This window comes from Pseudomonas sp. RL_15y_Pfl2_60 (assembly GCF_963970595.1).
Lineage (GTDB): Bacteria > Pseudomonadota > Gammaproteobacteria > Pseudomonadales > Pseudomonadaceae > Aquipseudomonas.
Window position 1 is genome coordinate 946,702 of the sequence record NZ_CAXAOE010000001.1, and the last position, 24,554, is coordinate 971,255.

Here is a 24,554-nt window from a genome sequence, read left to right on the forward strand (position 1 = left end):
CGGATCGCCTTTTTTATTGATACCTTGAACCTACTTCACGACCTTCAAGCTTGGCCGGCCACTTGGACGTGGCGGATCGGTCTCGGGCGGGCCCTGATCATCAGGAGCCTGCGCTTCTTCTTCATCAACCGCAGGCGGCTCTATGTCAAAGACCATGCCCTGGCCATTTTCACGCGCATAAACAGCAAGAATCGACGGTCCCGGCACGTACAGGGTGTGCGCCACACCACCAAAGCGGCCCTCGAAGCTCACCGCCTCGTTGTCCATATGCAAGTGACGAACAGCACTGGGCGATACGTTAAGCACTATCTGCCCATCATTGGCGAAGCCTGCTGGCACTTGCACGCCCGGATACTCGGCATTGACCAACAAGTGTGGCGTGCAGTCGTTATCAACAATCCACTCATACAGAGCACGAACCAGGTAGGGACGACTCGAGTTCATAGGTCTCTCCTCGCGCGTTAACGCATATCACGTTCAACCGTGGACAAACTGGCCTGGAAGGCCTCACGGGCGAACTGCCGCTCCATGTATTCGAGCAGCGGTTTAGCGGGTTTTGGCAGCTCAATACCCAAAACTGGCAGACGCCAGAGAATCGGCAACAAGCAGCAGTCTACCAAGCTCAACTCTTCACTGAGAAAGTAGGGTTTGTCGACAAATAATGGCGATACGCCCGTCAGGCTCTCACGCAGTTCCTTGCGCGCTTGCACGCGGGCTGGCTCTTTACTACGCGGATCGAGAATCAGGTCGACCAAGGCACACCAGTCACGCTGGATACGATGGATCAACAAACGGCTGTTCGCACGAGCTACCGGGTAAACCGGCAACAGCGGCGGGTGTGGATAACGCTCATCCAGGTATTCCATCACCACAGTCGACTCATACAACGCCAAGTCACGATCAACCAACGTCGGCAAGCTGGCATAAGGATTTACCTCTAGCAGCTTTGGCGGGTAACGACCCGGCTCGACAGTAATGATCTCAGCGCTGACACCCTTCTCGGCGAGCACAATACGTACGCGGTGGGAATAGTGGTCGGCGGGGTCGGAGTAACAGGCCAACCGATTGGTCACGCCCATGGCGGTCCTCCTCGCTTATAAAGTTATATGAAGCAGAAAAACCTGCGCGCCCAGTAGGGCGCGCAGGTCAACAACAGAGCGCTACAGATTAATGCACGTCCTTCCAGTATTCACGCTTCAACAAGTAAGCAAATACGAAGAAGAAGGCAAGATACAGCAGAACGTAGGTACCGATGCGCTGGCTTTCCAGTTTTACCGGGTTTGCCGAGTAAGCCAGGAAGGTCACCAGATTCTTGACCTTCTCATCAAACTCTTCTTCAGTCAGCGAACCGGTCTTAGGCTCGACAACCAACTGATCACAGGCTTTGTGGGTAATAGGCGTGCCCGTCAGCGGGTCATATTGCTTCTTACCGTCTTCAACAACCTGGACCTGCTTGCAACCCATGTATTGACGACCCTGCAATCCAACCAAAACGTTAGGCATGCCCACGTTATGGAATACAGTGTTGTTCGCACCCAATGGACGGGCTGGATCTTCGTAGAAGCTAAGCAGATAGCTGTACAACCAATCGTTGCCACGAACACGAGCGACCAGAGTCAGATCAGGAGGCGCGGCACCAAACCAGCCCTTGGCATCTTCAGAGCGCATGCTGCTCTGCATGTGATCACCGATCTTACCACCAGTGAAAACCAGGTTATCAAGCATGATTTCGTGCGGAACACCGAGATCATCGGCAACACGCTCATAACGCTGGAACTTGGCACCGTGGCAACCCATGCAATAGTTTGCAAAGGTACGCGCACCGTCCTGCATAGCGGCCTTGTCTGTCAGATCGACATCGATCTTGTGCGGCAGATCACCTCCAGTATTAGCGAAAGCGAATACCGGCAGAACCGCCACAATCATTGCTGCAAATAGCTTTTTCATCAGCCAGTCACCCTTTCCGGAACCGGTTTGGTTTTTTCCATCCTGGTGTAGAACGGCATCAGGATGAAGTACGCGAAATACAGGAAAGTACAAATCTGCGAGATCAACGTACGCGTTGGGTTCGGCGCCAACACACCCAAAACACCGAGGATGACGAAGGAGATGCAGAACACCAGCAGCCAAATCTTGCTTAGCCAGCCTTTGTAACGCATCGATTTGACCGGACTGCGATCCAACCAAGGCAACACAAACAACACGGCAATAGCTGCACCCATGGCGATTACGCCCAGGAGCTTGTCAGGAACGGCTCGAAGAATTGCGTAGAACGGCGTGAAGTACCAAACCGGGGCAATGTGCTCTGGCGTCTTGAATGCGTTTGCAACTTCAAAGTTAGGCTTCTCGAGGAAGTAACCACCCATTTCAGGGAAGAAGAAGATAATCGCGCAGAAGACAAACAGGAACACCACCACACCCACGATATCTTTTACGGTGTAGTACGGATGGAACGGGATGCCATCGAGCGGAATGCCGTTTTCATCTTTCTTTTTCTTGATGTCAACGCCATCCGGGTTGTTCGAACCCACTTCGTGCAGCGCCAGGATATGCAAGACCACCAAGCCAAGAATGACGATTGGCAGGGCCACGACATGCAAGGCGAAGAAACGGTTCAGGGTAATCCCGGAAATCAGGTAGTCACCACGAATCCACTGAGTCAGGTCATCACCGATAACTGGGATTGCACCGAACAGCGAGATAATTACCTGGGCGCCCCAGTAGGACATCTGGCCCCACGGCAGGAGGTAACCCATGAAGGCTTCAGCCATCAGCGCCAGGTAAATCAGCATGCCGAAGACCCAAACCAGCTCGCGAGGCTTCTGGTATGAGCCGTACAGCAGGCCGCGGAACATATGCAGATAGACTACAACGAAGAATGCCGAAGCACCGGTTGAGTGCATCAGACGGATGATCCAACCATAGTCGACATCACGCATGATGTATTCGACCGAAGCAAACGCTTCTTCAGCTGACGGCGTGTAGCTCATGGTCAGCCAAACACCCGTCAGGATCTGGTTTACCAGAACCAACAGGGCCAGCGAGCCAAAAAAGTAGAAGAAGTTGAAGTTCTTCGGTGCGTAGTACTTGCTGAGGTGGTCTTCCCACATTTTTGTGGCGGGAAAGCGGGCGTCAACCCATTCCATGAACTTGCTCATCAAGCTTTCTCCTGATCCACGCCAACGGTGACAATGTCATCCGAGTCATATGAATATGGCGGCACTGGCAGATTCAACGGAGCAGGCTGCGACTTGTATACGCGACCCGCCAAGTCATAGTGCGAACCATGGCAAGGGCAGAAATAGCCGCCCAGCCAATCTGGCCCCAAATCTGCCGGAGCAACTTCTGGACGGAAAGTCGGCGAGCAACCCAAGTGAGTACAGATACCAACAAGGATCAGTATTTCCGGCTTGATCGAACGAGTCACCGGATCCACATACTCAGGCTGTACAGAGGCCTTCGACTCAGGGTCCGCTACACGGTCATTGAGTTTGGTCAGGTTACCGAGAATTTCCTCAGTGCGGCGCACGATAAACACCGGCTGCCCCCGCCATTCAGCAATCATCTGCTGCCCCGGCTCGACCTTGCTTACGTTCACCTTCACAGGTGCACCGGCAGCCTTGGCCTTAGCGCTTGGGAACCATGACCCCACGAACGGGACCGCGGCACCCACCGCTCCTGCAGCGCCCACCACAGAGGTGGCCGCTACGAGGAAGCGACGCCGGCCTGCATTCACGCCGTCATTGCTCATTCAGTCGTCTCCCATCAGCTTTGTGGCCTGTTATTCAGGCCTATACTAAGTAAAATTCTGGTCGCGCAAAAAATTCGCCAAATGGTAAAGAAAAGCCCCTTTTGTGACAAGGTTAATTACCCCAGCAAAAGCTCTAAACACCTTAGCACGCGCGCAATCTATGTATGCGTCACGATGTCGCAGACTAGTTTAGCACCCATAAAAAACGCCCAGCTCCGAAAGGAAACTGGGCGCTTTTGAACGCAGGTCGCGAATTAACGCTTCGAGTACTGCGGACGCTTACGCGCTTTACGCAGACCAACCTTCTTACGTTCAACTTCACGAGCATCACGAGTCACGTAGCCTGCTTTACGCAGAGCTGGACGCAGAGTTTCGTCATAATCCATCAACGCACGAGTGATACCGTGGCGGATTGCGCCAGCTTGACCACTTACACCACCGCCAACAACGGTAACGAAGATATCAAACTTTTCGGTCATCTCGGTCAGTTCCAGCGGCTGACGAACTACCATGCGGGCAGTTTCGCGACCGAAGAACACGTCCAGAGTGCGGTTATTGATAGAGATACTGCCGTTACCCGGACGCAGGAAAACGCGTGCGGTTGCAGTTTTGCGACGGCCAGTGCCGTAATTTTGAGTCGCCGACATAATGAACTATTCCGTTAAATCTTCAGTTCTTGGGGCTGCTGAGCAGTATGAGGGTGAGCAGCGCCCGCATAGACTTTCAGCTTACGGTACATGTCGCGACCCAGCGGGTTCTTAGGCAGCATGCCTTTAACCGCGGTCTCGATCACGCGCTCTGGCGCCTTGGCGATCAGTTTTTCAAAGTTGATCGACTTGATGCCACCCGGGAAACCGGAGTGAGAGTAATACATTTTATCGGTAGTCTTGGCACCGGTAACACGTACCTGCTCAGCATTGATTACGACGATGTAGTCGCCAGTATCAACGTGCGGAGTGTATTCAGGCTTGTGCTTGCCACGCAGACGGGTAGCGATTTCGGTAGCCAGACGACCCAGGGTCTGACCAGCAGCGTCGACGACAAACCAGTCGCGCTTTACTGTTTCTGGTTTAGCAGTAAAAGTTTTCATTCTTTATAGCCTCAGGGGCCGCCCTGATAAATAAGACGGCGGATCTTACTGAATAGTGCGTACTTTGACAAGGTCAAAGGCAGCCGGAGACAGACGCTATCGGGGGCTCGGGTCAGCGCGTCCGTTACACGGCAAGATTTCTTCGGCAGACGGCGCATCACTTCCACTGCAGAAAGAGCTGCGCAATTATGCAGATTGCGAAAAAATTAGCAACCTGATTGTATAACTCTTTTTCCAGAGGACGAAGTAATGGATTTTCGCAAACTAGGCAAAACAGACATCTCAGTTAGCGCCATATGCCTAGGAACCATGACATGGGGCGAACAGAACACCCGCGAAGAAGGTTTCGCCCAGATTGAGCGAGCCAAGGCTTATGGCGTCAACTTTATCGACACCGCGGAAATGTACCCCGTGCCGCCGCGCGCGGAAACCTACACCAAGACCGAACAAATCATCGGTGAATACTTCGCCAAGAGCGGCGACCGTGCCGACTGGGTGCTGGCAAGCAAGATCGCCGGACCAGGCAACGGCATCGACTACATTCGCGACGGCAAGCTTAAACACAACCGCACGCACATTACTGCCGCACTCGACGCCAGCCTCAAGCGCCTGAAGACAGACTGGATCGATCTCTATCAACTGCATTGGCCTGAGCGCCCAACCAACTTTTTCGGCCAACTTGACTACAAGCATCAAGACACTGAGTTCACGCCGATTGAAGAAGTGCTCGAAGCGCTCGACGAACAGGTCAAAGCCGGCAAGATCCGCCACATTGGCCTGTCCAATGAAACACCATGGGGCACCATGAAGTTTCTCGAACTGGCCGAAAGCCGTGGCTGGCCACGCAGTGTGTCGATCCAAAACCCCTACAACCTGCTCAACCGCAGCTTTGAAGTGGGCCTGGCTGAAATTGCAATTCGCGAACAGTGCGGCCTGCTGGCTTATTCGCCACTGGCCTTCGGCATGCTTTCAGGCAAATACGCCGACGGCGCACGCCCTGAAGGCGCGCGCCTGAGCCTGTTCAGTCGCTTTGCGCGCTACAGCAGCCCTGAATCGGAATCAGCCTGTGCACGCTACGTCGCCCTGGCTCAGGAGCACGGTTTGGATCCGGCGCAAATGGCCTTGGCATTTGTCACCAGCCGCCCATTCGTCACCAGCAACATCATAGGTGCAACCACGATCGAGCAACTTGAAAGTAACCTCAAAAGCAGCGAACTGACGCTAACAAGCGACTTACTCGCAGCAATTGATGCCATCCACAAGACCCAACCTAACCCAGCACCTTAAACACCCGCCGCCTACAAAAATCCCGGCATGAGCCGGGATTTTTTGTTTATTGACGCTCCAGGCTTAAAGCGAACGCGCAATGATCTCCTTCATGATTTCATTGGTACCCGCGTAAATCCGCTGCACGCGCGCATCAGCCCACGCCCTCGCGACCGGGTATTCCCACATGAATCCGTAACCCCCATGCAATTGCACGCACTCATCGAGCACCTTGCACTGCAAGTCCGTCCCCCAATACTTGAGCATGGCCGCTGTAGGCACATCGAGCTTGCCTTGCAAATGCAGCTCCAGACAGCGATCAACAAACACCTTGCCGATCTGAATTTCGGTGGCCATTTCCGCCAACTTGAAACGGGTATTCTGAAAATCTGCCACAGCCTTGCCAAACGCCTTGCGCTCACGCGTGTACTCAAGCGTCCACTGCAGGGCTGCCTCAGCTGAAGCCAGGGCACCAACACCGACGGTCAAACGCTCCTGCGGCAACTCCTGCATCAGATAGGCAAACCCCATCCCCGCCTGCCCCAAGAGGTTTTCCTTGGGGACACGCACATCCTGGAAAAACAGCTCGGAGGTGTCCTGTGCCTTCATCCCGACTTTTTCCAGGCGCTTGCCCTTGGCAAAACCAGGCGTATTGGCCTCAACCAGGAACAGGCTCGTGCCCTTGGCGCCCGCCGTCGGATCGGTCTTGGCCACCACAATCACTAAGTCAGCCAGAAAACCGTTAGTGATAAAGGTTTTCGAACCATTGATAACGTATTCGTCCCCATCGAGCACCGCCGTCGTCTTCACGCCCTGCAAATCCGAGCCCGCACCGGGTTCAGTCATGGCAATGGCCGTGACCATCTCGCCACTGACCATCTTCGGCAGGTACTTTTGCTTCAGCTCCTGTGAGCCGTAATGCAGGATGTAAGGTGCAACAATGTCCGAATGCAGTGAAAACCCGATCCCGGTCAACCCCAATCGGCCCACCTCCTCGATCACCACGGTGCTGTACAGGAAATCGGCGCCAATACCGCCATATTCCTCAGGAATGTGCGAACAAAGCATTCCAGCCTCGCCAGCCTTGTTCCACAGCGCTCGATCTATGTGACCGTCTTTTTCCCACTGCGCATGGAAGGGTACGGCGTGCTGCTCAAGAAACTTGCGCACGCTGTCGCGGAAAAGTTCGTGATCAGAGCTGAATATTGTTCTTGGAATCATGCCTTCACCTGGATAATCAGTTTTCAAACCTGGTGTGACTGTAGGGCAGTAGCATGAATAGTCACACTGGACACAAGCGCCAAAAAATAAGACGATCAGGCCGCACCTTGACCAAATCGCCCCTACAACTGAGCTAATGCTCGGCTAGCAGCGCCGATTCAACAAGAAATATTCGGACCGACGATCCAGCAATCTAACCCATTGCAGCCTTGATCAAACGCCACACTCAATAAGAATAAATAGATCATGACCATCCCACATCCAGCCCCGCTCAAGCGCGTGTGCATTTTGGCAACCACAGGTGTATTTGCCTCAACCGTCCTGCAAGCCAAAGACTTCTTCCACATGGCCAGCTTGCGCCACGGCAAGCAGCAAGGCCTGGGCCTGACCCCGACCATTGAAATCAATATAGTCAGCCCCGACGGAATGCCTGTACGCAGCTTCAGCGACGTAATAATCCCTGTCGATAGCGATCTGGAACCGGCGGACGTGATCATCCTTCCAGCGTTCTGGGATGACTTTGATGCCCTGCGCCATCGCCACCCCAACGTGCTCACCTGGCTGCAAGAGTGCCACGCAGCCGGCAGCGCCATTTGCGGAGAAGCCACCGGGGTTTTCTGGATGGCCCAGGCCGGACTGCTAGACGGCAAGGAAGCCACCACCTATTGGCGCTTTTTTAACGAGTTCAGCGAACGGTTTCCCAAGGTAATCCTCAACCAGGACAAACACCTGTCGGATGCGGACAACCTCTACTGCGCAGGCGGCGTTACATCGGCATGCGACCTGTTTATCTACCTGATCGAACAATTCTGCGGGGCGAGCGTCGCCCAGGGTGTGGCCCGCGACATCCTGTTTGAAGTGCAACGCAACTACACCCCGGGACGTATTGGTTTTGGCGGCCAGAAGCTGCATCACGACCTGACAATCCTGCAAATCCAGCAGTGGCTTGAAGAACATTACGCCGACAAGTTCCGCTTTGAAGACGTCGCTCGCGAGCACGGCATGAGCATTCGCAACTTCATGCGCCGCTTCCAGAGTGCGACCGGTGATAAACCCCTGCACTACCTGCAAAGGTTACGCATAGAAACAGCAAAGAGCCTGCTAAGCGCGACCCGAAAAAGCATCAAGACCATCAGCTATGAAGTGGGCTACGACGACGCCAGTTTTTTTGCCCGACTGTTTCGCCAGCACACTGAGCTGTCACCCAACCTTTACCGTCGCCAGTTCCAACACAAGAACGGTCCTGTCTAGGCTGACCGCAAACACAACGCAAACCCTTGGATAGGTAGGCGTTAAAACACAGCGTCCTATGATCGGAGACAGCCCTTGCAAGGCCTCCAATAACAACAATAGGACGCCCCCATGCGCAGCCTGCTTTTCGCTCTGCTTACCACCCTCAGTTTCTGCGCCAGCGCGCAGGATGCCTGGAAACCCTTCCCATACGACCAATCGGCTTTCGACTACGCCGACGACAAGCTGCGCCAGGCGTGGCCACGACTTACCCGCGGTTTCGGTACGGATTACCCCTTCCCTGACGATACCTGGGTACTGAACATGGCCAAGCAGCACCCGCAAATCCTCGCCGCCCCCATTACCGCCTCGCTGCCTCAAGGCACGCCCGAAGAGCTCGCCAGCGCTTATGCCGCAAAACTCCAGGATGCTTGGCGCAGTGTATTTCGAGGCGATTTTGCCAAAGCCAAAGAGCAAGGCATGGCTCTTGGTTTTGGCGGACAGATACCGGCGATGTTCTCGCAAGTCATCTATGCAATGTTTCTCGAAACCGATCAAGACGAAAAACATCGCCTGCTTGAGCAAGTGATTGAGCTGACAGATAAAGCCGGCGACCTGATCAAGCTCGATATAGTGGCGCAATTCGGCCGAACCTACGCAAAAGCCCGGCTCGGCGAAGAATTGCCTATTCCTGTATCACTCAAGCGTGGCTATTCCTCACAAATACCTGATGAACTGGACGCCATGCTCAAGCAAAAACCACTGCAACCCTATGCCCTAACTTTGTATGGCGGCTATCAGGCAGGGGTGATTCGCAAGGTGGGCGCCATGCTTGGCGGCCTCACTTACGGGGTCAGCGCAGAAAAAATGGAAGCCTATTTCTCACGTGCCTTTGCCGTTAGCAATGACCTGCCCATCGGCCATTATGAATATGCCAACGCGCTGAGCTACGTCTACGACGACGATCAAGCCAACAAAGTATTGCAACACCTGCAACAAGCGGCGTCATTCACACCCATCAGCGCCATGGAGTCGCTGGAAATTGCCAAGGCCAGGCAGTTGCTGGCAAGTTTCAAGAAACGCCTGGCGAACAACTGAGCTCTAGACATGCAAAAAGGGCTGCACATTGGCAGCCCTTTAAATAGCAATTTACGGTTTGTGGGCTCGCGACAGGAACTCATGCGACTGCATTTCCAGCAAGCGGCTGAGCGTACGCTGGAACTCAAAGGTCAGGCGACCACCGGTATAGAGATCCTTCAACTCAACTTCTGCCGAAATGATCAGCTTGACGTTGCGGTCGTAGAACTCATCGACAAGGTTGATAAAGCGCCGCGCCATATCGTCAGTGGCAACGCCCATCTGCTCGACATTGGCCAGCAACACCGCGTGAAACACCTTACCCAATTCGATGTAGTCGTTCTGGCTACGCGGGCCATCACACAACTCACGAAACTCGAACCAAGCCACGTCTTCACAGACCCGCACTGCAGTGATCTGCCGGTTCTCGATACTGATCGACTCGTTCTCAACCGCGTGCGTGCAATCGGGCAGCAAACTCTTGAAGCTCTTGTGCAGGCTGGCATCAGCCTCAGCGCCTAGCGGCCAATGAAACAACTCGGCCTGCTCAAGGGCACGCAAACGATAATCAACGCCACTGTCGACGTTAACGATATCGGTATGCTCTTTAAGCAAGGCAATGGCCGGCAAGAAGCGCGCACGCTGCAAGCCATCTTTGTACAGGCCGTCGGGCACAATATTCGAAGTAGCAACCAGGCTAACGCCGTTTTTGAACAACTCTTCGAGCAAGGTCGCCAGAATCATTGCATCGGTAATATCCGAAACAAAAAACTCATCGAAGCAAATAACCCGCGCCTCATCGGCAAATTTCTTACCGATAATGGTCAATGGATTCTTCTCGCCCTTGAGGCCACGCATCTCTTCATGCACGCGCTTCATGAAGCGGTGGAAGTGAGTACGCACCTTTTGCTCGAAAGGCAAGGCATCGAAAAAGGTATCGACCAAGTAAGTCTTGCCGCGCCCTACGCCACCCCAAAAATACAGGCCCTTGATTGGCGCCTGGTTTTTCTTGGCGAACAGTTTGCCAAACAAACCCGGCTTGCTGTTTTGCGCATCCGCGACCAAATCGTCATACAGGCGCTGCAGATGGCGCACAGCCACTTCCTGCGCCGCATCATGAAAGAAGTCTGGACGTTTGAGATCGGCTTGATAGCGTTCTAGCGGAGTCATATTCGTTAGCTGAGCAACAAAAACGGGGCAGGTACTTTAGGCCCTGCCCCGCAGATAATCAATCAGCTATCGATGCAAAACGCCGACTTGTCAGGCTTGCTCTGGCGCCAAAACCTCGCGCAAGCGCTCAACGGCAGCCTTCAAAGCCTCAGCATTCGCAAATTCAGGGCTGGTTGCAACACACTCGCCATCGAGCCAAACAGCAAAGCCATTGCCCTGCTCACGCACATCAAGCGACTCTCCGGACTGCAGGTACTTATTGACCATGCCCGCCGACTTGCCGTCAGCAAACGACTTCGAAAGCAGCAATTGTTCACCCGCGGCGTCGAGCAAACGAAAGCGGAAGCTGCCGTCCTCATCACGGAAGCTGACAAAGCGCGCACGCTTGCTGGCTTTCTTCTTCGACGATTCGGTGCTGCTGGCAACCGAGCGGAATGAGCGCAAGCCAACGGCTTCACGCAGTTGGATAAGGAAGGGAGTGGCGATCTTGCGCGCTTTGGCTGCGCCGTCCAGAAGAATGTCTTCAAGGTCAGCAGGACGTTCAATCAAGGCCTGGTATTTCTCCCGCGACTCACCCAGCTCAGTGTTCAGCAGGTCATTAAGCCGCTGCTTGGCATCCCCCCAACCCATGCCATCGATCAGCTCGGCACGGAACTGAGCCTGCTGCTCAGGTGTAGCAAAAGCCTGGTAGAGGGTGAAAAGGTGCGAGCTATCCGGGTCCTTGGCTTCGCCCGGCAACTTGGAGTCAGTCACGATGCGCGCCACCGCGTCGCTCATTTGTTTGGCGCTACTAAACAACGGGATGGTGTTGTCATAGCTTTTTGACATTTTGCGGCCATCAAGGCCAGGCAAAGTCGCTACATCTTCCTCGATCACTGCCTCGGGCAAGGTAAAAAGCTCTTTACCCTGACCAAACAGGTGATTGAAGCGCTGGGCAATGTCTCGCGCCATTTCGACATGCTGGATCTGGTCGCGCCCAACTGGCACCTTGTGCGCGTTGAACATCAAGATATCTGCGGCCATCAACACCGGATAGCTGAACAGGCCCATGGTCACGCCCGCATCCGGGTCTTCACCAAGCTCGACATTCCGATCGACAGAGGCTTTGTAGGCGTGCGCACGATTGAGCAGGCCCTTGCCCGCAACGCAGGTCAGCAGCCAGCAAAGCTCAGGGATTTCTGGAATATCCGACTGGCGATAGAAGGTAGCCCTGCTGACATCAAGGCCGCAGGCCAGCCAAGTCGCAGCGATTTCCAAGCGTGAACGCTGAATACGCAGTGGGTCATCACACTTGATCAGCGCATGGTAGTCCGCCAAGAAATAAAACGAGTCCACATTGGCGTCGCGGCTAGCAACAATCGCGGGCCGAATTGCCCCTGCGTAATTGCCAAGGTGCGGCGTGCCTGTGGTGGTGATACCGGTGAGAATACGAGTGGTCATGTGCTTTCGCTTACTAATTAGAGGCGCGGCAATAACAAATCTTTAAGATCGGTCAGTTTGCCATGAAAAAAGTGCCCACATTCTGCCACGGTCAACAACTCATGTGGGCGCTCAAGCGCACTTGACCAGTCATAAACCAGTTGCGGCTCAACCACCTCATCAGCCTCTGGCTGTATAACGATCATCTTGCAACGCTGCGCCAGCGGCGTTTGCTCCAGGCGCATCACTGCAGGCGCGATCATAAACAGCTGCCGCACCTCGATACCTTGCGCCTCCAGTCGTCCGGCGAGAGAGGCCGCCACAAAGCCACCAAACGAAAAGCCCATCAAGGTCAGCGGCATATTCGGGTATTGTTCACCCAGCCACTGTGCTATAGCCTCAGCATCATCAACTTCGCCGGTGCCCATGTCATGCGTACCCTCGCTAGTGCCGACACCGCGATAGTTAAAGCGTAGAGTGTGTAGGCCTGAGTCCCGCGCAGTACGCTGCAAGGTCGAGACGACCTTATTGAGCATCGTGCCGCCCTGCACTGGATTCGGGTGACATATAAGCGCAACGCCGCGTGCATCGGGCACTTCAAGAGAAAGGGCTTCAAGCTGGCCGCTCGGACCTTGAATAAATAAAGCAGTTTCACGGGTAAGCAAAAGTGAACTCCGTGACCCATCGCAGGGTCGATTCGTCTAGGCTGTCAGCCTGCGCCAAAAACATATCGGCTCGCATTACGCTATACAGCGCAGGCGCCAACCGCTAACGTAAAGCAAAGCCGTTTAGAGAGGAAGGACTCGTGGAACAGACGCTAACAGCCTGGCTGATACCGGCCATAGCCCTGGTTGCAGGTATCGCAATAGGATTTCTAGTTGCGCGCTTGGCGCCCAATGCAGTTCCTGGCCGGACTCAACGCCAGCTGGACGATCTGCAAGAACGTTTTGACAACTATCAAAGTGATGTCGTCACCCATTTCAACACCACTGCAAACCTGGTTAAAAAATTAACCCTGAGCTATCAAGACGTCCAAGAGCATCTTACCGAAGGTACCAGCAAGTTGGCCCTCGATGAGCTGACTCGGCAACGCCTGATGGCCGCACTGCATGCAGACGAAGGCAGCGATAAACGCGACAAACGTGAACGCCTGACGCCACCAAGGGATCACGAAACTCCCAAGGATTATGCGCCGAAAATGGAGAATATCCCCGGCATGCTCGACGAAAACTACGGTTTGAAGAGCAAGCGCTAGACCAACCTTTTCGTAGGCATAAAAAACCCGCATTGCGCGGGTTTTTTTATGCCTTGCGGTTAGATCACACCACGCTCGCGCAGTGCAGCCAGAACCATTTTGACACCTTCATCCACCGAGACGGTCTGCGTATCAATGACCACGTCGGCATCGAGAGGCACGTCGTAGGGGAATGACTCACCCGGGATGTTGTCGCCATTAGCTGCGTACAATCCCTGCGGATCACGCTCGCGACAAGCCTGCGGCGAAGCCTGGACATAGACCGTGATCAAGCGCTCAGCACCGATCAGCGTCCTGGCCTGCTCACGTCCTTCTGCATCCGGCGCAACAAAAGCGGCCAAGGTCAGCAAACCAGCCTCATTGAACTGACGCGCTACATGAGCGGCTCGGCGCCAGTTTTCGGTGCGCCCCGAACGATCCTGTGCCAGCCCCCTGTTGAGGTCATGACGCAGGTTCTGGCCATCCAGCACATAGACCCCACGCCCCATGTCGAACAGCTTGCGCTCAACCGCGTAGGCCAAGGTACTTTTGCCGGCACCCGACAAGCCGCTGAACAACACTGTGGCTGGCTTCTGGCCCAGTCTTGCTGCACGTTCCTCTACCGAGACATGTGCCAGCTTGCCGTGATGACCCGAGCCCTGCGACCCAACAGCTTCAGCGATAATCATGCCCGCGCCAACAGTGCCGTTGGTCAGGCGATCAATCACGATAAACGAACCCGTGGTGCGGTTGTGGGCGTAGCCATCCAATGCAATAGCGGAATCCAGTGCAATACGCACCTTGCCGATCTCGTTGAGCTGCAGACTGCTCGCTGCGCCCTCTTCCAAGGTATTTACATCGACCCGGTGGGTAATGCTGGCAATCGAGCCCGGCACATAGCTGGTGGCGCGCTTGATGTCGTATTTTTTGCCCGGCAGCATGGGCTCATCGGCCATCCATACCAGCATGGCATCAAAGCTATCGGTAACCTGCGGTTTGCTGTCGGCGTGAACCAGCATGTCCCCACGGGATACATCGATCTCATCTTCAAGGGTCAGAGTTATCGCCTGCCCCGGCCCCGCCTGCTCCAGCTCGCCTTCATAGGTCACGATCGACTTGACGCGGCTACCTTTGCCCGACGGCAAGACAATCACATCATCGCCCTTGTGCACGATGCCGCTGGCAAGGGTGCCGGCGAAGCCACGGAAATTCAGGTTCGGACGGTTTACGTATTGAACCGGGAAACGCAAGTCATCGAAATTGCGATCACCAGAAATTTCAACAGTTTCAAGAATTTCCATAAGCGACTGGCCGTCATACCAAGGCGAGCGCTCGCTCTTGCTGACGACATTGTCGCCCTTGAGCGCCGACATTGGCACGAAATGCAGTGAAGTCGGTTTCAGCGCAATACCTTCAGCAAACTTCAGGTAGTCGGCCTTGATCTGCTCGAAGACGCCTTGATCGAAGTCTTTGAGATCCATCTTGTTGATGGCGACAACGATGTGCTTGATGCCGAGCAAAGAGGTAATGAAACTGTGGCGCTTGGTCTGCGTCTGCACGCCGTAGCGCGCGTCAATCAGGATGATCGCCAGGTCACAAGTAGAAGCACCTGTCGCCATGTTGCGGGTGTACTGCTCGTGACCCGGTGTATCGGCAATGATGAACTTGCGTTTGGCAGTCGAGAAATAACGGTACGCCACATCGATGGTAATACCTTGCTCGCGCTCGGCTTGCAGGCCATCAACCAGCAGAGCCAGATCGACTTCCTCGCCAGTGGTGCCGCTTTTTTTCGAATCCCGGGTGATGGCTTCGAGGTGATCTTCGTAGATCATCTTCGAGTCATGCAGCAGGCGCCCGATCAGGGTGCTCTTGCCGTCATCGACGTTGCCACAGGTCAGGAACCGCAGCAGTTCCTTGCGCTCATGCTGCGCCAGGTAAGCGAGAATGTCCTCGCTGATCAATTCAGATTGGTGCGACATCTTAAAAGTACCCCTGACGTTTTTTCTCTTCCATCGAACCCGCGCCATCATGGTCAATTACACGACCTTGGCGCTCAGAGGTACGTGTCAGCAGCATTTCCTGGATGATGTCGGCCAGCGTAGTCGCCTGCGACTCAACGGCGCCTGTCAGCGGGTAGTCACCCAGCGTACGGAAGCGCACCATCTTCTTCTGGATGCGTGATTTTTCTTCGTCGGACATGTGCTCAAGAATGCGCTCATCATCGATCATGATCAGCGTGCCATTCTTTTCAATCACTTCACGCTCGGCTGCAAAGTACAGCGGCACAATCGGGATTTGCTCCAGGTAGATGTACTGCCAGATATCCAGTTCGGTCCAGTTTGACAACGGGAAGACACGAATCGACTCGCCCTTCTTTACTTTGCCGTTGTAGACGTTCCACAGTTCTGGGCGCTGGTTTTTCGGGTCCCAGCGGTGCTTGCTGTCACGGAACGAGTACACGCGCTCTTTGGCACGGGATTTCTCTTCATCGCGACGAGCACCGCCAAAGGCCGCATCGAAACCATGCTTGTCGAGCGCCTGCTTGAGGCCTTCGGTCTTCATGATATCGGTGTGCTTGGCACTGCCGTGGGTCAGCGGGTTGATGCCCTGCGCCACACCTTCCTGGTTGACGTGGACAATCAGATCCAGGCCCATCTCAGCCTTCATCTTGTCGCGGAAGCTATACATCTCCTGAAACTTCCAGCGGGTGTCGACGTGCATAACCGGGAACGGCAGCTTGCCAGGGAAGAACGCCTTGCGTGCCAAGTGCAGCATCACGGCGGAGTCTTTACCGATGGAGTAGAGCATTACCGGATTGTCGAATTCGGCGGCCACTTCACGAATGATGTGGATACTCTCCGCCTCGAGCTCTTTCAGGTGGGTCATTTTGTCGAGCATAGCTACTCACGATTTGCTTTGTAATGGGGCCAGCGGGCCGTGGACATGGGCGCACTCTAGCACAGCGCTAGCTTCTATTCAGGCCGCCTGCTAGATCAAAACGATCTAACTTTATGCTCAGTATTTTGCTCAGGAATCGCTCAAACGAACGGCTGAAAGCAGCGAAACCTGCTTAGTAAAGCCTCAAATCGGGTTGGCGCAATCAATGAATATGTGCTCGATAGCGAAGCGTTTTGCCAGGTACTCACCCAGCGCCTGCACACCATAGCGCTCAGTGGCGTGATGCCCGGCAGCAATAAAACTGATGCCATTTTCCTGGGCGCTGTGGAAAGTCTGCTCCGAAGCCTCGCCCGTCAGGTACAGATCCACCCCTGCAGCAACAGCCTCATCGATATAACCCTGCCCGCCTCCTGTGCACCAACCAACCCGGCGAATCATCTGTGCCCCCTCGACCAGCAGCGGTTCACGACCGAGCACTTGATGCACGCGTTGCGCAAAGTCACGAGCGCTTTGCGGCTCATCCAAAGAGCCTACCAAGCCAACGGTGCGTGGATTATCCGGATTGAGCGGCCCCTCGACGGTGATGCCTAGCTGCGCTGCAAGCTGCACGTTATTGCCCACGTCAGGATGGACATCGAGCGGTAAGTGGTAGGCAAGCAGGCTTATATCATTGGCCAGCAGCGCCTTGAGACGACGCTGCTTCATTCCGGTAACGCATGGATCCTCACCCTTCCAGAAATAACCATGGTGAACCAGGATAACGTCCGCCTCAGCCTCAATCGCAGCATCGATCAGCGCCTGACTGGCCGTAACACCTGTCACCAAGCGCTGCACATTGGGCCGCCCCTCAACCTGCAAGCCATTGGGACAGTAGTCGTTGATACTGTCCGCATTCAAATATTGCTGAGCCTCTGCAACCAGAGTCGTCAGGGCAATCGCCATTTTGTTTCCTCTTTGATTGATACTGGCCAATGCAATGTTCGCACTAGGGCCTTTATAATGATCCACCTTAAGGGGCTCAGTTGCCCCTCGCAACTCTCAGGACTTCTTTGATGCTCAAAGCAGTGCGTTACTTTGGCTGGCCCTTGCTCGTTGGCGTATTGGTCGCCTTGCTGTTTATCCAGCAATATCCAGAATGGGTTGGTCTGCCTAGCCATGATGTAGAAGTTCGCCAGGCGCCAAACAACAGGCGTAGCGTATCTGCTGGCCCGGCCTCCTATGCAAACGCGGTGAACCTGGCATCGCCTGCGGTCGCCAACCTGTACACCACCAAGTACGTGAACAAACCCGCGTTGCCACTGTTTGAAGACCCTCAATTCAAGAAGTTCTTTGGCGACAACCTGCCAAGGCAACGCCGCATGGAATCGAGTCTGGGTTCGGCGGTGATCATGAGCTCGGAAGGTTATCTGCTGACCAACAATCACGTGACCGCTGGTGCCGATCAAATCGTAGTAGCGCTCAGAGATGGCCGCGAAACATTGGCCCGGGTGATTGGCAGCGACCCGGAGACCGATCTTGCGGTACTCAAGATTGACCTTGATAACATGCCCGCAATCACCTTGGGCCGCTCGGACAACATCAAGGTTGGTGACGTAACCCTGGCCATTGGTAACCCATTCGGAGTCGGTCAGACCGTCACCATGGGCATCATCAGTGCCACAGGCCGCAATCAGCTTGGACTCAATACCTACGAAGACTTTATCCAGACGGACGCCGCCATCAACCCCGGCAACTCGGGTGGCGCGCTGGTTGACGCCGATGGCAACCTGGTCGGCATCAACACCGCGATCTTCTCCAAATCAGGCGGCTCGCAAGGGATCGGCTTTGCCATCCCGGTCAAGCTGGCGCTTGAAGTAATGCAGGCTATTATCGAGCACGGCCAGGTGATCCGTGGCTGGCTGGGCATTGAAGTACAGCCACTAACCCCAGAACTGGCGGAGTCATTCGGCCTAGAAGGTCGCCCAGGCATTGTTGTCGCGGGAATTTATCGCGATGGCCCTGCTCAGCGGGCAGGCCTGCAACCCGGTGATTTAATCATGAACATCGACGGCGAACCGGCAGGCGATGGCCGTCGCTCGATGAACCAAGTGGCCCGCACCAAGCCCGGCGACAAGATTCGCATAGAAATTCTACGTAATGGCAAGCCGATGGATCTCACCGCAGAAGTGGGTGTGCGACCACCGGCCTCAATCAAGACTGACGAGAACCAGTAGCGTCCCAGCTGATATGCAGCCGCCTCTCAATCGAGGCGGCTGCAACACATTGTTCAGCAAATGGCTTGCAAGGCGTCCAGTAATGCTCGGTTTTGCTCTGGCGTGCCAATACTTATGCGCAAGAACTGGGCAATACGCGTCTGCTTGAAGTGACGCACTATGACCCCTTGCTCACGCAACTGTGCCGCCACCTGCGCGGCGTCGCGCTCCGCGTGGCGGGCAAAGACGAAGTTGGCTGCAGAAGGAAGCACTTCAAAGCCCAAGCCGTTCAACCCCGCGACCACCTCCTCACGGCTGTTGATGACCGCTTGGCAGGTCTGCTCGAAATACGCGGTATCAGCAAACGCTGCAGCTGCACCGGCAATCGCAATGCGATCCAGTGGATAGGAGTTAAAGCTGTTCTTGATCCGCTCCAACGCCTCGATCAGGTCGGCATGCCCTACCGCGAACCCCACACGCAGGCCCGCCAGGGAACGGGATTTCGACAGGGTCTGGGTCACCAGCAAGTTCGGGTACTTATCCACCAGGCTAATCGCCGACTCGCCACCGAAGTCGATATAGGCCTCATCCACCACCACAACGCTTTCAGTGTTGAGTCTCAACAACCGCTCGATAGCCTCAAGTGGCAACAAGCAACCTGTCGGCGCATTAGGGTTGGGAAAGATGATGCCGCCATTCGGGCGGGCATAGTCTTCGACCCGGATATTAAACTGCTCATCAAGCTCGACAATCCCGGGCTCTATCCCGTACAAGCCGCAATAGACGGGGTAGAAGCTATAGCTGATGTCCGGAAACAGCAGCGGCTTGCCGTGCTGGAACAACCCATGAAATGCATGGGCGAGCACTTCATCCGAGCCGTTACCGACGAACACTTGTGCGCTTTGCACGCCATGGAACTGCGCGATCGCCTGTTTTAGGCGATCACTGTTCGGATCGGGGTACAGGCGCAGTTGGTCATTAACCTCTGCTTGCATGGCCGCAATCGCCTGCGGCGAAGGCCCATAAGGGTTCTCGTTGGTATTGAGCTTGACCAGCTTTGCCAGCTTCGGCTGCTCGCCCGGCACATAGGGCACCAGCTGCTTGACAAAGGGGCTCCAGAATTTGCTCATTGCCCTGCTCTCCTAAAATCCGACGGGGTGCCGACCTGAAGCCGCGCACCTAAACATTGACTGAATCAGTCTTTAATCCGGTACTCGGCGCTGCGTGCGTGAGCCGTCAGCGACTCACCGCGAGCCAGCACTGAGGCGGTTTTACCCAATTCAGATGCACCCTCGGCTGAGCAATGGATAATGGAAGAGCGTTTCTGGAAGTCATAGACGCCCAGAGGCGATGAAAAGCGAGCAGTGCCCGATGTCGGCAACACGTGATTCGGCCCAGCGCAGTAGTCGCCCAAGGCTTCTGCCGTGTAGCGACCCATAAAGATCGCGCCCGCATGGCGAATCTGCGGCAACCACTGCTCGGGCTCTGCCACCGACAACTCCAGGTGTTCCGGGGCAATCCGGTTCGCCACTTCAATGGCTTGAGCCATGTCGCTCACATGAATCAAGGCGCCGCGCGCTTCCAGCGAGGTGCGGATAATTTCAGCCCGCTCCATGGTTGGTAGCAGCTTGGCGATGGATGCCGCGACCTTATCGAGGAACTGGGCGTCCGGGCTGACCAGGATCGACTGGGCATCTTCATCGTGCTCAGCTTGGGAGAACAGGTCCATGGCGATCCAGTCAGGATCGGTCTGGCCGTCGCACACCACCAGAATTTCGGAAGGACCGGCAATCATATCGATACCCACCTTGCCGAATACATGACGCTTTGCGGTTGCCACATAGATGTTGCCGGGGCCGACGATCTTGTCGACTGGCGGCACACTCTCTGTGCCATAGGCCAGCGCTGCTACAGCCTGGGCGCCACCAATGGTGAAGACGCGATCGACACCTGCAATTGCAGCGGCCGCCAGTACAATCTCATTGATCTCGCCACGCGGGGTCGGCACGACCATGACCACCTCGGCCACACCAGCAACCTTTGCCGGGATGGCGTTCATCAGCACCGATGACGGGTAGGTTGCCTTGCCGCCTGGAACATACAAGCCCGCACGATCCAGCGGCGTGACTTGCTGACCCAGCACAGTGCCATCAGCTTCGGTGTAGCGCCATGAGTCCTGCTTTTGCTTCTCGTGATAGCTGCGCACGCGCTGTGCAGCGACTTCCAATGCTTCACGCTGAGCCGGGGTAATACGGGTCAGCGCCAGCTCCAGGCGCTCACGCGGCAAGATCAGGTCAGCCATGCTGGCCACTTCCAGGCCATCAAAACGCTGGGTGTATTCAACCAGTGCGGCATCGCCCCGGCTGCGTACCGCGGCGATAATCTCAAGCACCCGCTGGTTTACGCCGTCATCAGACACACTCTCCCAGCTCAGCAAATGATCAAGGTCATGGGCAAAACCTTGATCAGTGGCGTTGAGTCGGCGTATAGCGATGGGAGTGGTCATATCGGGCCTCTTGAATTAGCAAATGCTCAAGCGCCCGTAGAATACCAGCCGCTCCGCGCGGGCACCTGAGAATTCTGGCTATGACACGGATAGGCGGACGCAGCACTGGGCTGCGTGTAGGTATTAGCTGGGGTGTCGGGACTCGACGGCCTCGCGCAAGGTGTCGATCAATGCCTGGATTCGCGCATGCTGCATTTTCATCGAAGCCTTGTTGACCACCAGACGTGAGCTGATGGTGGCGATCAGTTCCTGTGCTTCAAGCCCGTTGGCGCGCAGGGTATTACCGGTGTCGACAACATCGATAATCTTGTCTGCCAAACCGACCAGCGGCGCCAGCTCCATGGAGCCGTAGAGCTTGATCACATCAACCTGGCGACCCTGCTCTGCATAGTAACGCTTGGCTACGTTGACGAACTTGGTCGCCACGCGCAGCCGGCCTTTGGGCTCGGCAGCACCCACCACACCTGCGGTCATCAGCTTGCACTTGGCAATACGCAGGTCCAGCGGCTCATACAAGCCTTGGCCACCGTACTCCATCAGCACGTCTTTACCGGCAACGCCCAAATCAGCAGCACCATGCTCAACATAGGTTGGCACATCGGTCGCACGGACAATCAGCAAGCGCACATCATCCTGAGTGGTCGGGATGATCAGTTTGCGGCTTTTTTCAGGGTTCTCGGTCGGCACAATCCCCGCTGCGGCAAGCAACGGCAGTGTGTCATCAAGAATGCGGCCTTTCGACAGCGCGATGGTGAGCATGATGGTTGTAAATCCTTAAAAGCTAAACGTCGCGAACTTGAAGCACCAAGGCATTCCAAGTTCGCGTTACCCGCCGCCTTGTTGACGGACGGGACATGCGTTGCAACTTAGCCCGGAACGCGGCGAATCTTGGCGCCCAACAGCTGCAGTTTCTCTTCGATGCACTCATAACCACGGTCGATGTGGTAAATGCGGTCGATCAAGGTATCGCCCTCAGCCACCAATGCCGCGATAACCAGGCTTGCCGAAGCACGCAAGTCGGTCGCCATTACAGGCGCACCCTTGAGCTTATCGGTGCCCGTTACAACAGCAGTGTTGCCCTCAACCAGGATCTGCGCGCCCATGCGGATCATCTCGTGGACGTGCATAAAGCGGTTTTCGAAAACGGTTTCGATCACAGCGCCACTGCCTTCGGCAATTGCATTGAGCGCAATGAACTGAGCCTGCATATCAGTTGGGAACGCAGGATAAGGCGCGGTACGCAAGGTCACAGCCTTGGGACGCTTACCCTTCATGTCCAGCTCGATCCAGTCTGGACCCGAGGTGATTTCAGCACCCGCTTCTTCAAGCTTGGAAATCACCGACTCCAGCGTTGAGGCATCGGTGTCCTTAAGCTTGACCCGACCACCGGTCGCAGCAGCGGCAACCAGGTAAGTACCGGTTTCGATGCGGTCAGGCATTACGCTAAAGCGTGCACCGCCGAGACGTTCAACACCATCAATGGTGATGGTGTCGGTGCCAGCGCCCTGGATCTTGGCGCCCATGGCGATCAGGCAGTTTGCCAGATCAACCACTTCAGGCTCGCGAGCAGCGTTTTCAAGTACGCTGCGGCCCTTGGCCAGGGTGGCGGCCATCATGATGTTTTCAGTGCCGGTGACACTGACGGTATCGAAGAAGAAACGGGCGCCGCGCAAACCACCTTCCGGTGCCTTGGCCTTGATGTAGCCGCCTTCAACATCGATCACTGCGCCCATGGCTTCAAGGCCACGAATATGCAGGTCGACCGGACGCGAGCCAATGGCACAGCCGCCAGGCAGGGCGACTTCAGCTTCGCCGAAACGCGCAACCATCGGCCCCAGCACCAGAATCGAAGCGCGCATGGTTTTAACCAGCTCGTAAGGCGCCACCAGGGTCTTGATCGCCCGCGCATCCACTTCGACAGAAAGCTTCTCGTCGATAATCGGTTCTATACCCATGCGCCCGAACAGCTCGATCATCGTCGTGATGTCGTGCAGGTGCGGCAAGTTGCAGATCGTAACCGGGGCATCACCGAGCAAGGTCGCGGCCAGAATCGGCAGTGCGGAGTTCTTTGCACCAGAAATGCGGATTTCGCCATCAAGACGAACACCGCCGGTAATAATTAATTTATCCATTACTGTCTCGCTGCCTCTAGGAACGCGCGGCCCATGCGGCACGGCTGAAGAATTTCATAGTCACAGCATGAATACTGCCATCGGCAATCCATGGATTCAGGTGTGCATAGACCTGCTGCTGACGCTTAACGGGGCTCAGGGCAGCCACCTCATCGCCGATCACATTCAACTGGAAGTTGCAGCCTTCGCCTTCAACTTCGACTTGTGTATTCGGCAGTTTAGCCTCCAGGAGACTTTTTACTTCTAGGGCCTGCATGATCAACCTCAATCAGCGTATTCATTAGCGACAGCGGAGCCTGAGCTCTCGGGTCGCGCATCATACAAAAAAAGCCAGGAACCTGCGAATCCACAAGCATTCGCAGATGAAAGTGCGGCTCTACTACTCGACCGAAGGTGCAGTTGAGCGAGTCGCTTCAGGGTTCTGCTGGCCAGACAGTATTTCCAACAGCTCGGAAACCTTGGCAATTTCTTGCATATCTTTAGGCAGGTTGCGCACTTCCAGGCTTTTGCCTTTGCTCTGCGCATCACGCATAAAGGCCAATAATAGCGAAAGCCCGACACTGCTGGATTTCTCTACCGCGCCGCAGTCAATCACGCAGGTGCTGGCATTGCATGCCTTGAGCAACTTGCCGCCGTCTTTACGCAACTGCGGCCCGGAGCTGTAATCAATCACGCCCGCGAGCTGGAATACCCCGGGCGATAGCTCATCAATACTTGCCTGACTCACGACTCACCCTTGGCCTGGCGTGCTTTGGCAACGGTTTCAGGCCAGGTATCGATCACCTTGTCCAAGTCATTGCCATTTTTCTGCATCGACTCCGAGAACTGGTCACGGAACAGCTTACCGACGTTGATGCCATTGATGATCATGTTGCGCATCACCCAGGCCCCATCTTTATTGACCATGGTGTAGGCCAATGGATAAATGCTGCCGTTACCGTCCTTGATTTCCATATTGACCGTGGCCCGCTCAGGATCCTGAGCACCACTGGCCGGCAGGACACGGATGTCCTGGTTGTTGTACTCAAGTAGCGCGTTGCCGTAGAACTGCATCAGGCTTTGCTTGAAGTTGGTCTGGAAACGTTCCATTTGCGCCGGGCTTGCCTTGCGCGAATAACGCACCGTCATGACCCCGCGCGAGATGCCATCAACGTCGACGACCGGGCCCAGGATTGAGTCCAGGGCGCTATAGAAGGCATCAGGATCGCTACGATATTGCGCTTTGTTGGCTTTCAAATCATCGAGCAGTTTGGTGGTGGTTTGCTGAACCACCTCGTTTGCGCTTGGCGCAGCAACGGCGAGCAATGGCAACGTCGCCAGCAACACGACTAGGCTGTTACGAATTACTTTGAACATTATCAGTCCCCG

General features: G+C 55.3%; 26 protein-coding genes. 5 read left to right on the forward strand and 21 right to left on the reverse strand.

All coding sequences use genetic code 11. The features are described from left to right. Positions 1–30 precede the first annotated feature (30 nt). The 7 genes from AACY26_RS04470 to rplM all read right to left on the reverse strand — a co-directional run bounded on the left by AACY26_RS04470 (position 31) and on the right by rplM (position 4,841). Complete coding sequence (locus AACY26_RS04470; protein WP_339511355.1) at positions 31–444, reverse strand: ClpXP protease specificity-enhancing factor; 414 nt, start codon at positions 442–444, stop codon at positions 31–33. A 17-nt stretch (positions 445–461) separates the two neighbouring features. After that, complete coding sequence (locus AACY26_RS04475) at positions 462–1,079, reverse strand: glutathione S-transferase N-terminal domain-containing protein (RefSeq protein WP_339511357.1); 618 nt, start codon at positions 1,077–1,079, stop codon at positions 462–464. Between the two features lie 88 nt (positions 1,080–1,167). Then, a complete protein-coding gene (locus AACY26_RS04480) occupies positions 1,168–1,947 on the reverse strand; it encodes a cytochrome c1 (RefSeq protein WP_339511359.1) in 780 nt (259 codons plus the stop codon). After that, on the reverse strand, positions 1,947–3,158 hold the full coding sequence (locus AACY26_RS04485; protein WP_339511361.1) for a cytochrome b: 1,212 nt from the start codon (positions 3,156–3,158) through the stop codon (positions 1,947–1,949). The genes AACY26_RS04480 and AACY26_RS04485 overlap by 1 nt, the downstream gene beginning before the upstream one ends. Then, positions 3,158–3,751, reverse strand: coding sequence for a ubiquinol-cytochrome c reductase iron-sulfur subunit (gene petA / locus AACY26_RS04490; RefSeq protein ID WP_339511363.1), 594 nt, complete (start codon positions 3,749–3,751; stop codon positions 3,158–3,160). The genes AACY26_RS04485 and petA overlap by 1 nt, the downstream gene beginning before the upstream one ends. Before the next feature lie 254 nt (positions 3,752–4,005). Beyond that, a complete protein-coding gene (gene rpsI, locus AACY26_RS04495; protein WP_010489856.1) occupies positions 4,006–4,398 on the reverse strand; it encodes a 30S ribosomal protein S9 in 393 nt (130 codons plus the stop codon). A 14-nt stretch (positions 4,399–4,412) separates the two neighbouring features. Then, positions 4,413–4,841: a 50S ribosomal protein L13 gene (gene rplM / locus AACY26_RS04500; RefSeq protein ID WP_069897891.1), complete on the reverse strand. Its 429-nt coding sequence runs from the start codon at positions 4,839–4,841 to the stop codon at positions 4,413–4,415. Positions 4,842–5,090: 249 nt separating this feature from the next. On the opposite strand from rplM, the gene AACY26_RS04505 reads away from it, so the two are divergent. Then, a complete protein-coding gene (locus AACY26_RS04505; protein ID WP_339511365.1) occupies positions 5,091–6,128 on the forward strand; it encodes an NADP(H)-dependent aldo-keto reductase in 1,038 nt (345 codons plus the stop codon). Positions 6,129–6,191: 63 nt separating this feature from the next. Here the strand turns inward: AACY26_RS04505 and AACY26_RS04510 are convergent, their stop codons facing one another. Beyond that, positions 6,192–7,328 carry an acyl-CoA dehydrogenase family protein gene (locus AACY26_RS04510; RefSeq protein ID WP_339511367.1) on the reverse strand — a complete coding sequence of 379 codons (1,137 nt, stop codon included), beginning with the start codon at positions 7,326–7,328 and terminating at the stop codon, positions 6,192–6,194. A 345-nt stretch (positions 7,329–7,673) separates the two neighbouring features. Between AACY26_RS04510 and AACY26_RS04515 the strand changes: the two genes are divergently transcribed. Together AACY26_RS04515 and AACY26_RS04520 are read left to right on the forward strand one after the other, a co-directional pair. Beyond that, complete coding sequence (locus tag AACY26_RS04515) at positions 7,674–8,579, forward strand: GlxA family transcriptional regulator (protein ID WP_339511727.1); 906 nt, start codon at positions 7,674–7,676, stop codon at positions 8,577–8,579. Positions 8,580–8,690: 111 nt separating this feature from the next. Continuing rightward, entirely contained in the window at positions 8,691–9,656 is a 966-nt protein-coding gene (locus tag AACY26_RS04520) for a hypothetical protein (RefSeq protein WP_339511369.1), read from the forward strand. Between the two features lie 51 nt (positions 9,657–9,707). Here the strand turns inward: AACY26_RS04520 and zapE are convergent, their stop codons facing one another. From zapE to AACY26_RS04535, 3 genes are all read right to left on the reverse strand, one after another. Further along, the gene (gene zapE, locus AACY26_RS04525) at positions 9,708–10,805 is read right to left on the reverse strand and encodes a cell division protein ZapE (RefSeq protein WP_339511371.1); all 1,098 of its coding nucleotides are present in this window, start codon (positions 10,803–10,805) and stop codon (positions 9,708–9,710) included. A 90-nt stretch (positions 10,806–10,895) separates the two neighbouring features. Beyond that, positions 10,896–12,245 (reverse strand): tryptophan--tRNA ligase, encoded by a 1,350-nt coding sequence (locus tag AACY26_RS04530; protein ID WP_339511374.1) that lies wholly within the window; start codon positions 12,243–12,245, stop codon positions 10,896–10,898. 17 nt (positions 12,246–12,262) lie between these two features. After that, a complete protein-coding gene (locus AACY26_RS04535) occupies positions 12,263–12,889 on the reverse strand; it encodes an alpha/beta hydrolase (RefSeq protein WP_339511377.1) in 627 nt (208 codons plus the stop codon). Between the two features lie 140 nt (positions 12,890–13,029). On the opposite strand from AACY26_RS04535, the gene AACY26_RS04540 reads away from it, so the two are divergent. After that, a complete protein-coding gene (locus tag AACY26_RS04540; RefSeq protein WP_339511379.1) occupies positions 13,030–13,479 on the forward strand; it encodes a YhcB family protein in 450 nt (149 codons plus the stop codon). Between the two features lie 59 nt (positions 13,480–13,538). Here the strand turns inward: AACY26_RS04540 and cysN are convergent, their stop codons facing one another. The 3 genes from cysN to AACY26_RS04555 all read right to left on the reverse strand — a co-directional run bounded on the left by cysN (position 13,539) and on the right by AACY26_RS04555 (position 17,298). Then, positions 13,539–15,437, reverse strand: a complete 1,899-nt coding sequence (gene cysN / locus AACY26_RS04545) for a sulfate adenylyltransferase subunit CysN (RefSeq protein WP_339511381.1) — start codon at positions 15,435–15,437, stop codon at positions 13,539–13,541. Between the two features lies 1 nt (position 15,438). Beyond that, positions 15,439–16,356 (reverse strand): sulfate adenylyltransferase subunit CysD, encoded by a 918-nt coding sequence (cysD, locus tag AACY26_RS04550; protein ID WP_339486498.1) that lies wholly within the window; start codon positions 16,354–16,356, stop codon positions 15,439–15,441. 183 nt (positions 16,357–16,539) lie between these two features. Beyond that, positions 16,540–17,298, reverse strand: coding sequence for a Nif3-like dinuclear metal center hexameric protein (locus tag AACY26_RS04555; RefSeq protein ID WP_339511383.1), 759 nt, complete (start codon positions 17,296–17,298; stop codon positions 16,540–16,542). 110 nt (positions 17,299–17,408) lie between these two features. On the opposite strand from AACY26_RS04555, the gene algW reads away from it, so the two are divergent. Beyond that, positions 17,409–18,569, forward strand: coding sequence for a Do family serine endopeptidase AlgW (gene algW / locus AACY26_RS04560; RefSeq protein WP_339511385.1), 1,161 nt, complete (start codon positions 17,409–17,411; stop codon positions 18,567–18,569). Between the two features lie 53 nt (positions 18,570–18,622). Here the strand turns inward: algW and hisC are convergent, their stop codons facing one another. From hisC to AACY26_RS04595, 7 genes are all read right to left on the reverse strand, one after another. Next, on the reverse strand, positions 18,623–19,678 hold the full coding sequence (hisC, locus tag AACY26_RS04565; RefSeq protein WP_339511387.1) for a histidinol-phosphate transaminase: 1,056 nt from the start codon (positions 19,676–19,678) through the stop codon (positions 18,623–18,625). Between the two features lie 65 nt (positions 19,679–19,743). Continuing rightward, positions 19,744–21,054: a histidinol dehydrogenase gene (hisD, locus tag AACY26_RS04570; RefSeq protein WP_339511389.1), complete on the reverse strand. Its 1,311-nt coding sequence runs from the start codon at positions 21,052–21,054 to the stop codon at positions 19,744–19,746. 123 nt (positions 21,055–21,177) lie between these two features. Continuing rightward, positions 21,178–21,813 (reverse strand): ATP phosphoribosyltransferase, encoded by a 636-nt coding sequence (hisG, locus tag AACY26_RS04575; RefSeq protein ID WP_339511391.1) that lies wholly within the window; start codon positions 21,811–21,813, stop codon positions 21,178–21,180. A gap of 107 nt (positions 21,814–21,920) precedes the next feature. Further along, the gene (murA, locus tag AACY26_RS04580) at positions 21,921–23,186 is read right to left on the reverse strand and encodes a UDP-N-acetylglucosamine 1-carboxyvinyltransferase (protein WP_010489832.1); all 1,266 of its coding nucleotides are present in this window, start codon (positions 23,184–23,186) and stop codon (positions 21,921–21,923) included. A gap of 16 nt (positions 23,187–23,202) precedes the next feature. After that, positions 23,203–23,442 (reverse strand): BolA family protein, encoded by a 240-nt coding sequence (locus AACY26_RS04585; RefSeq protein ID WP_339511395.1) that lies wholly within the window; start codon positions 23,440–23,442, stop codon positions 23,203–23,205. A 123-nt stretch (positions 23,443–23,565) separates the two neighbouring features. After that, complete coding sequence (locus AACY26_RS04590; protein ID WP_339511397.1) at positions 23,566–23,913, reverse strand: STAS domain-containing protein; 348 nt, start codon at positions 23,911–23,913, stop codon at positions 23,566–23,568. After that, on the reverse strand, positions 23,910–24,542 hold the full coding sequence (locus AACY26_RS04595; RefSeq protein WP_339511399.1) for an MlaC/ttg2D family ABC transporter substrate-binding protein: 633 nt from the start codon (positions 24,540–24,542) through the stop codon (positions 23,910–23,912). The genes AACY26_RS04590 and AACY26_RS04595 overlap by 4 nt, the downstream gene beginning before the upstream one ends. Positions 24,543–24,554 lie beyond the last annotated feature (12 nt).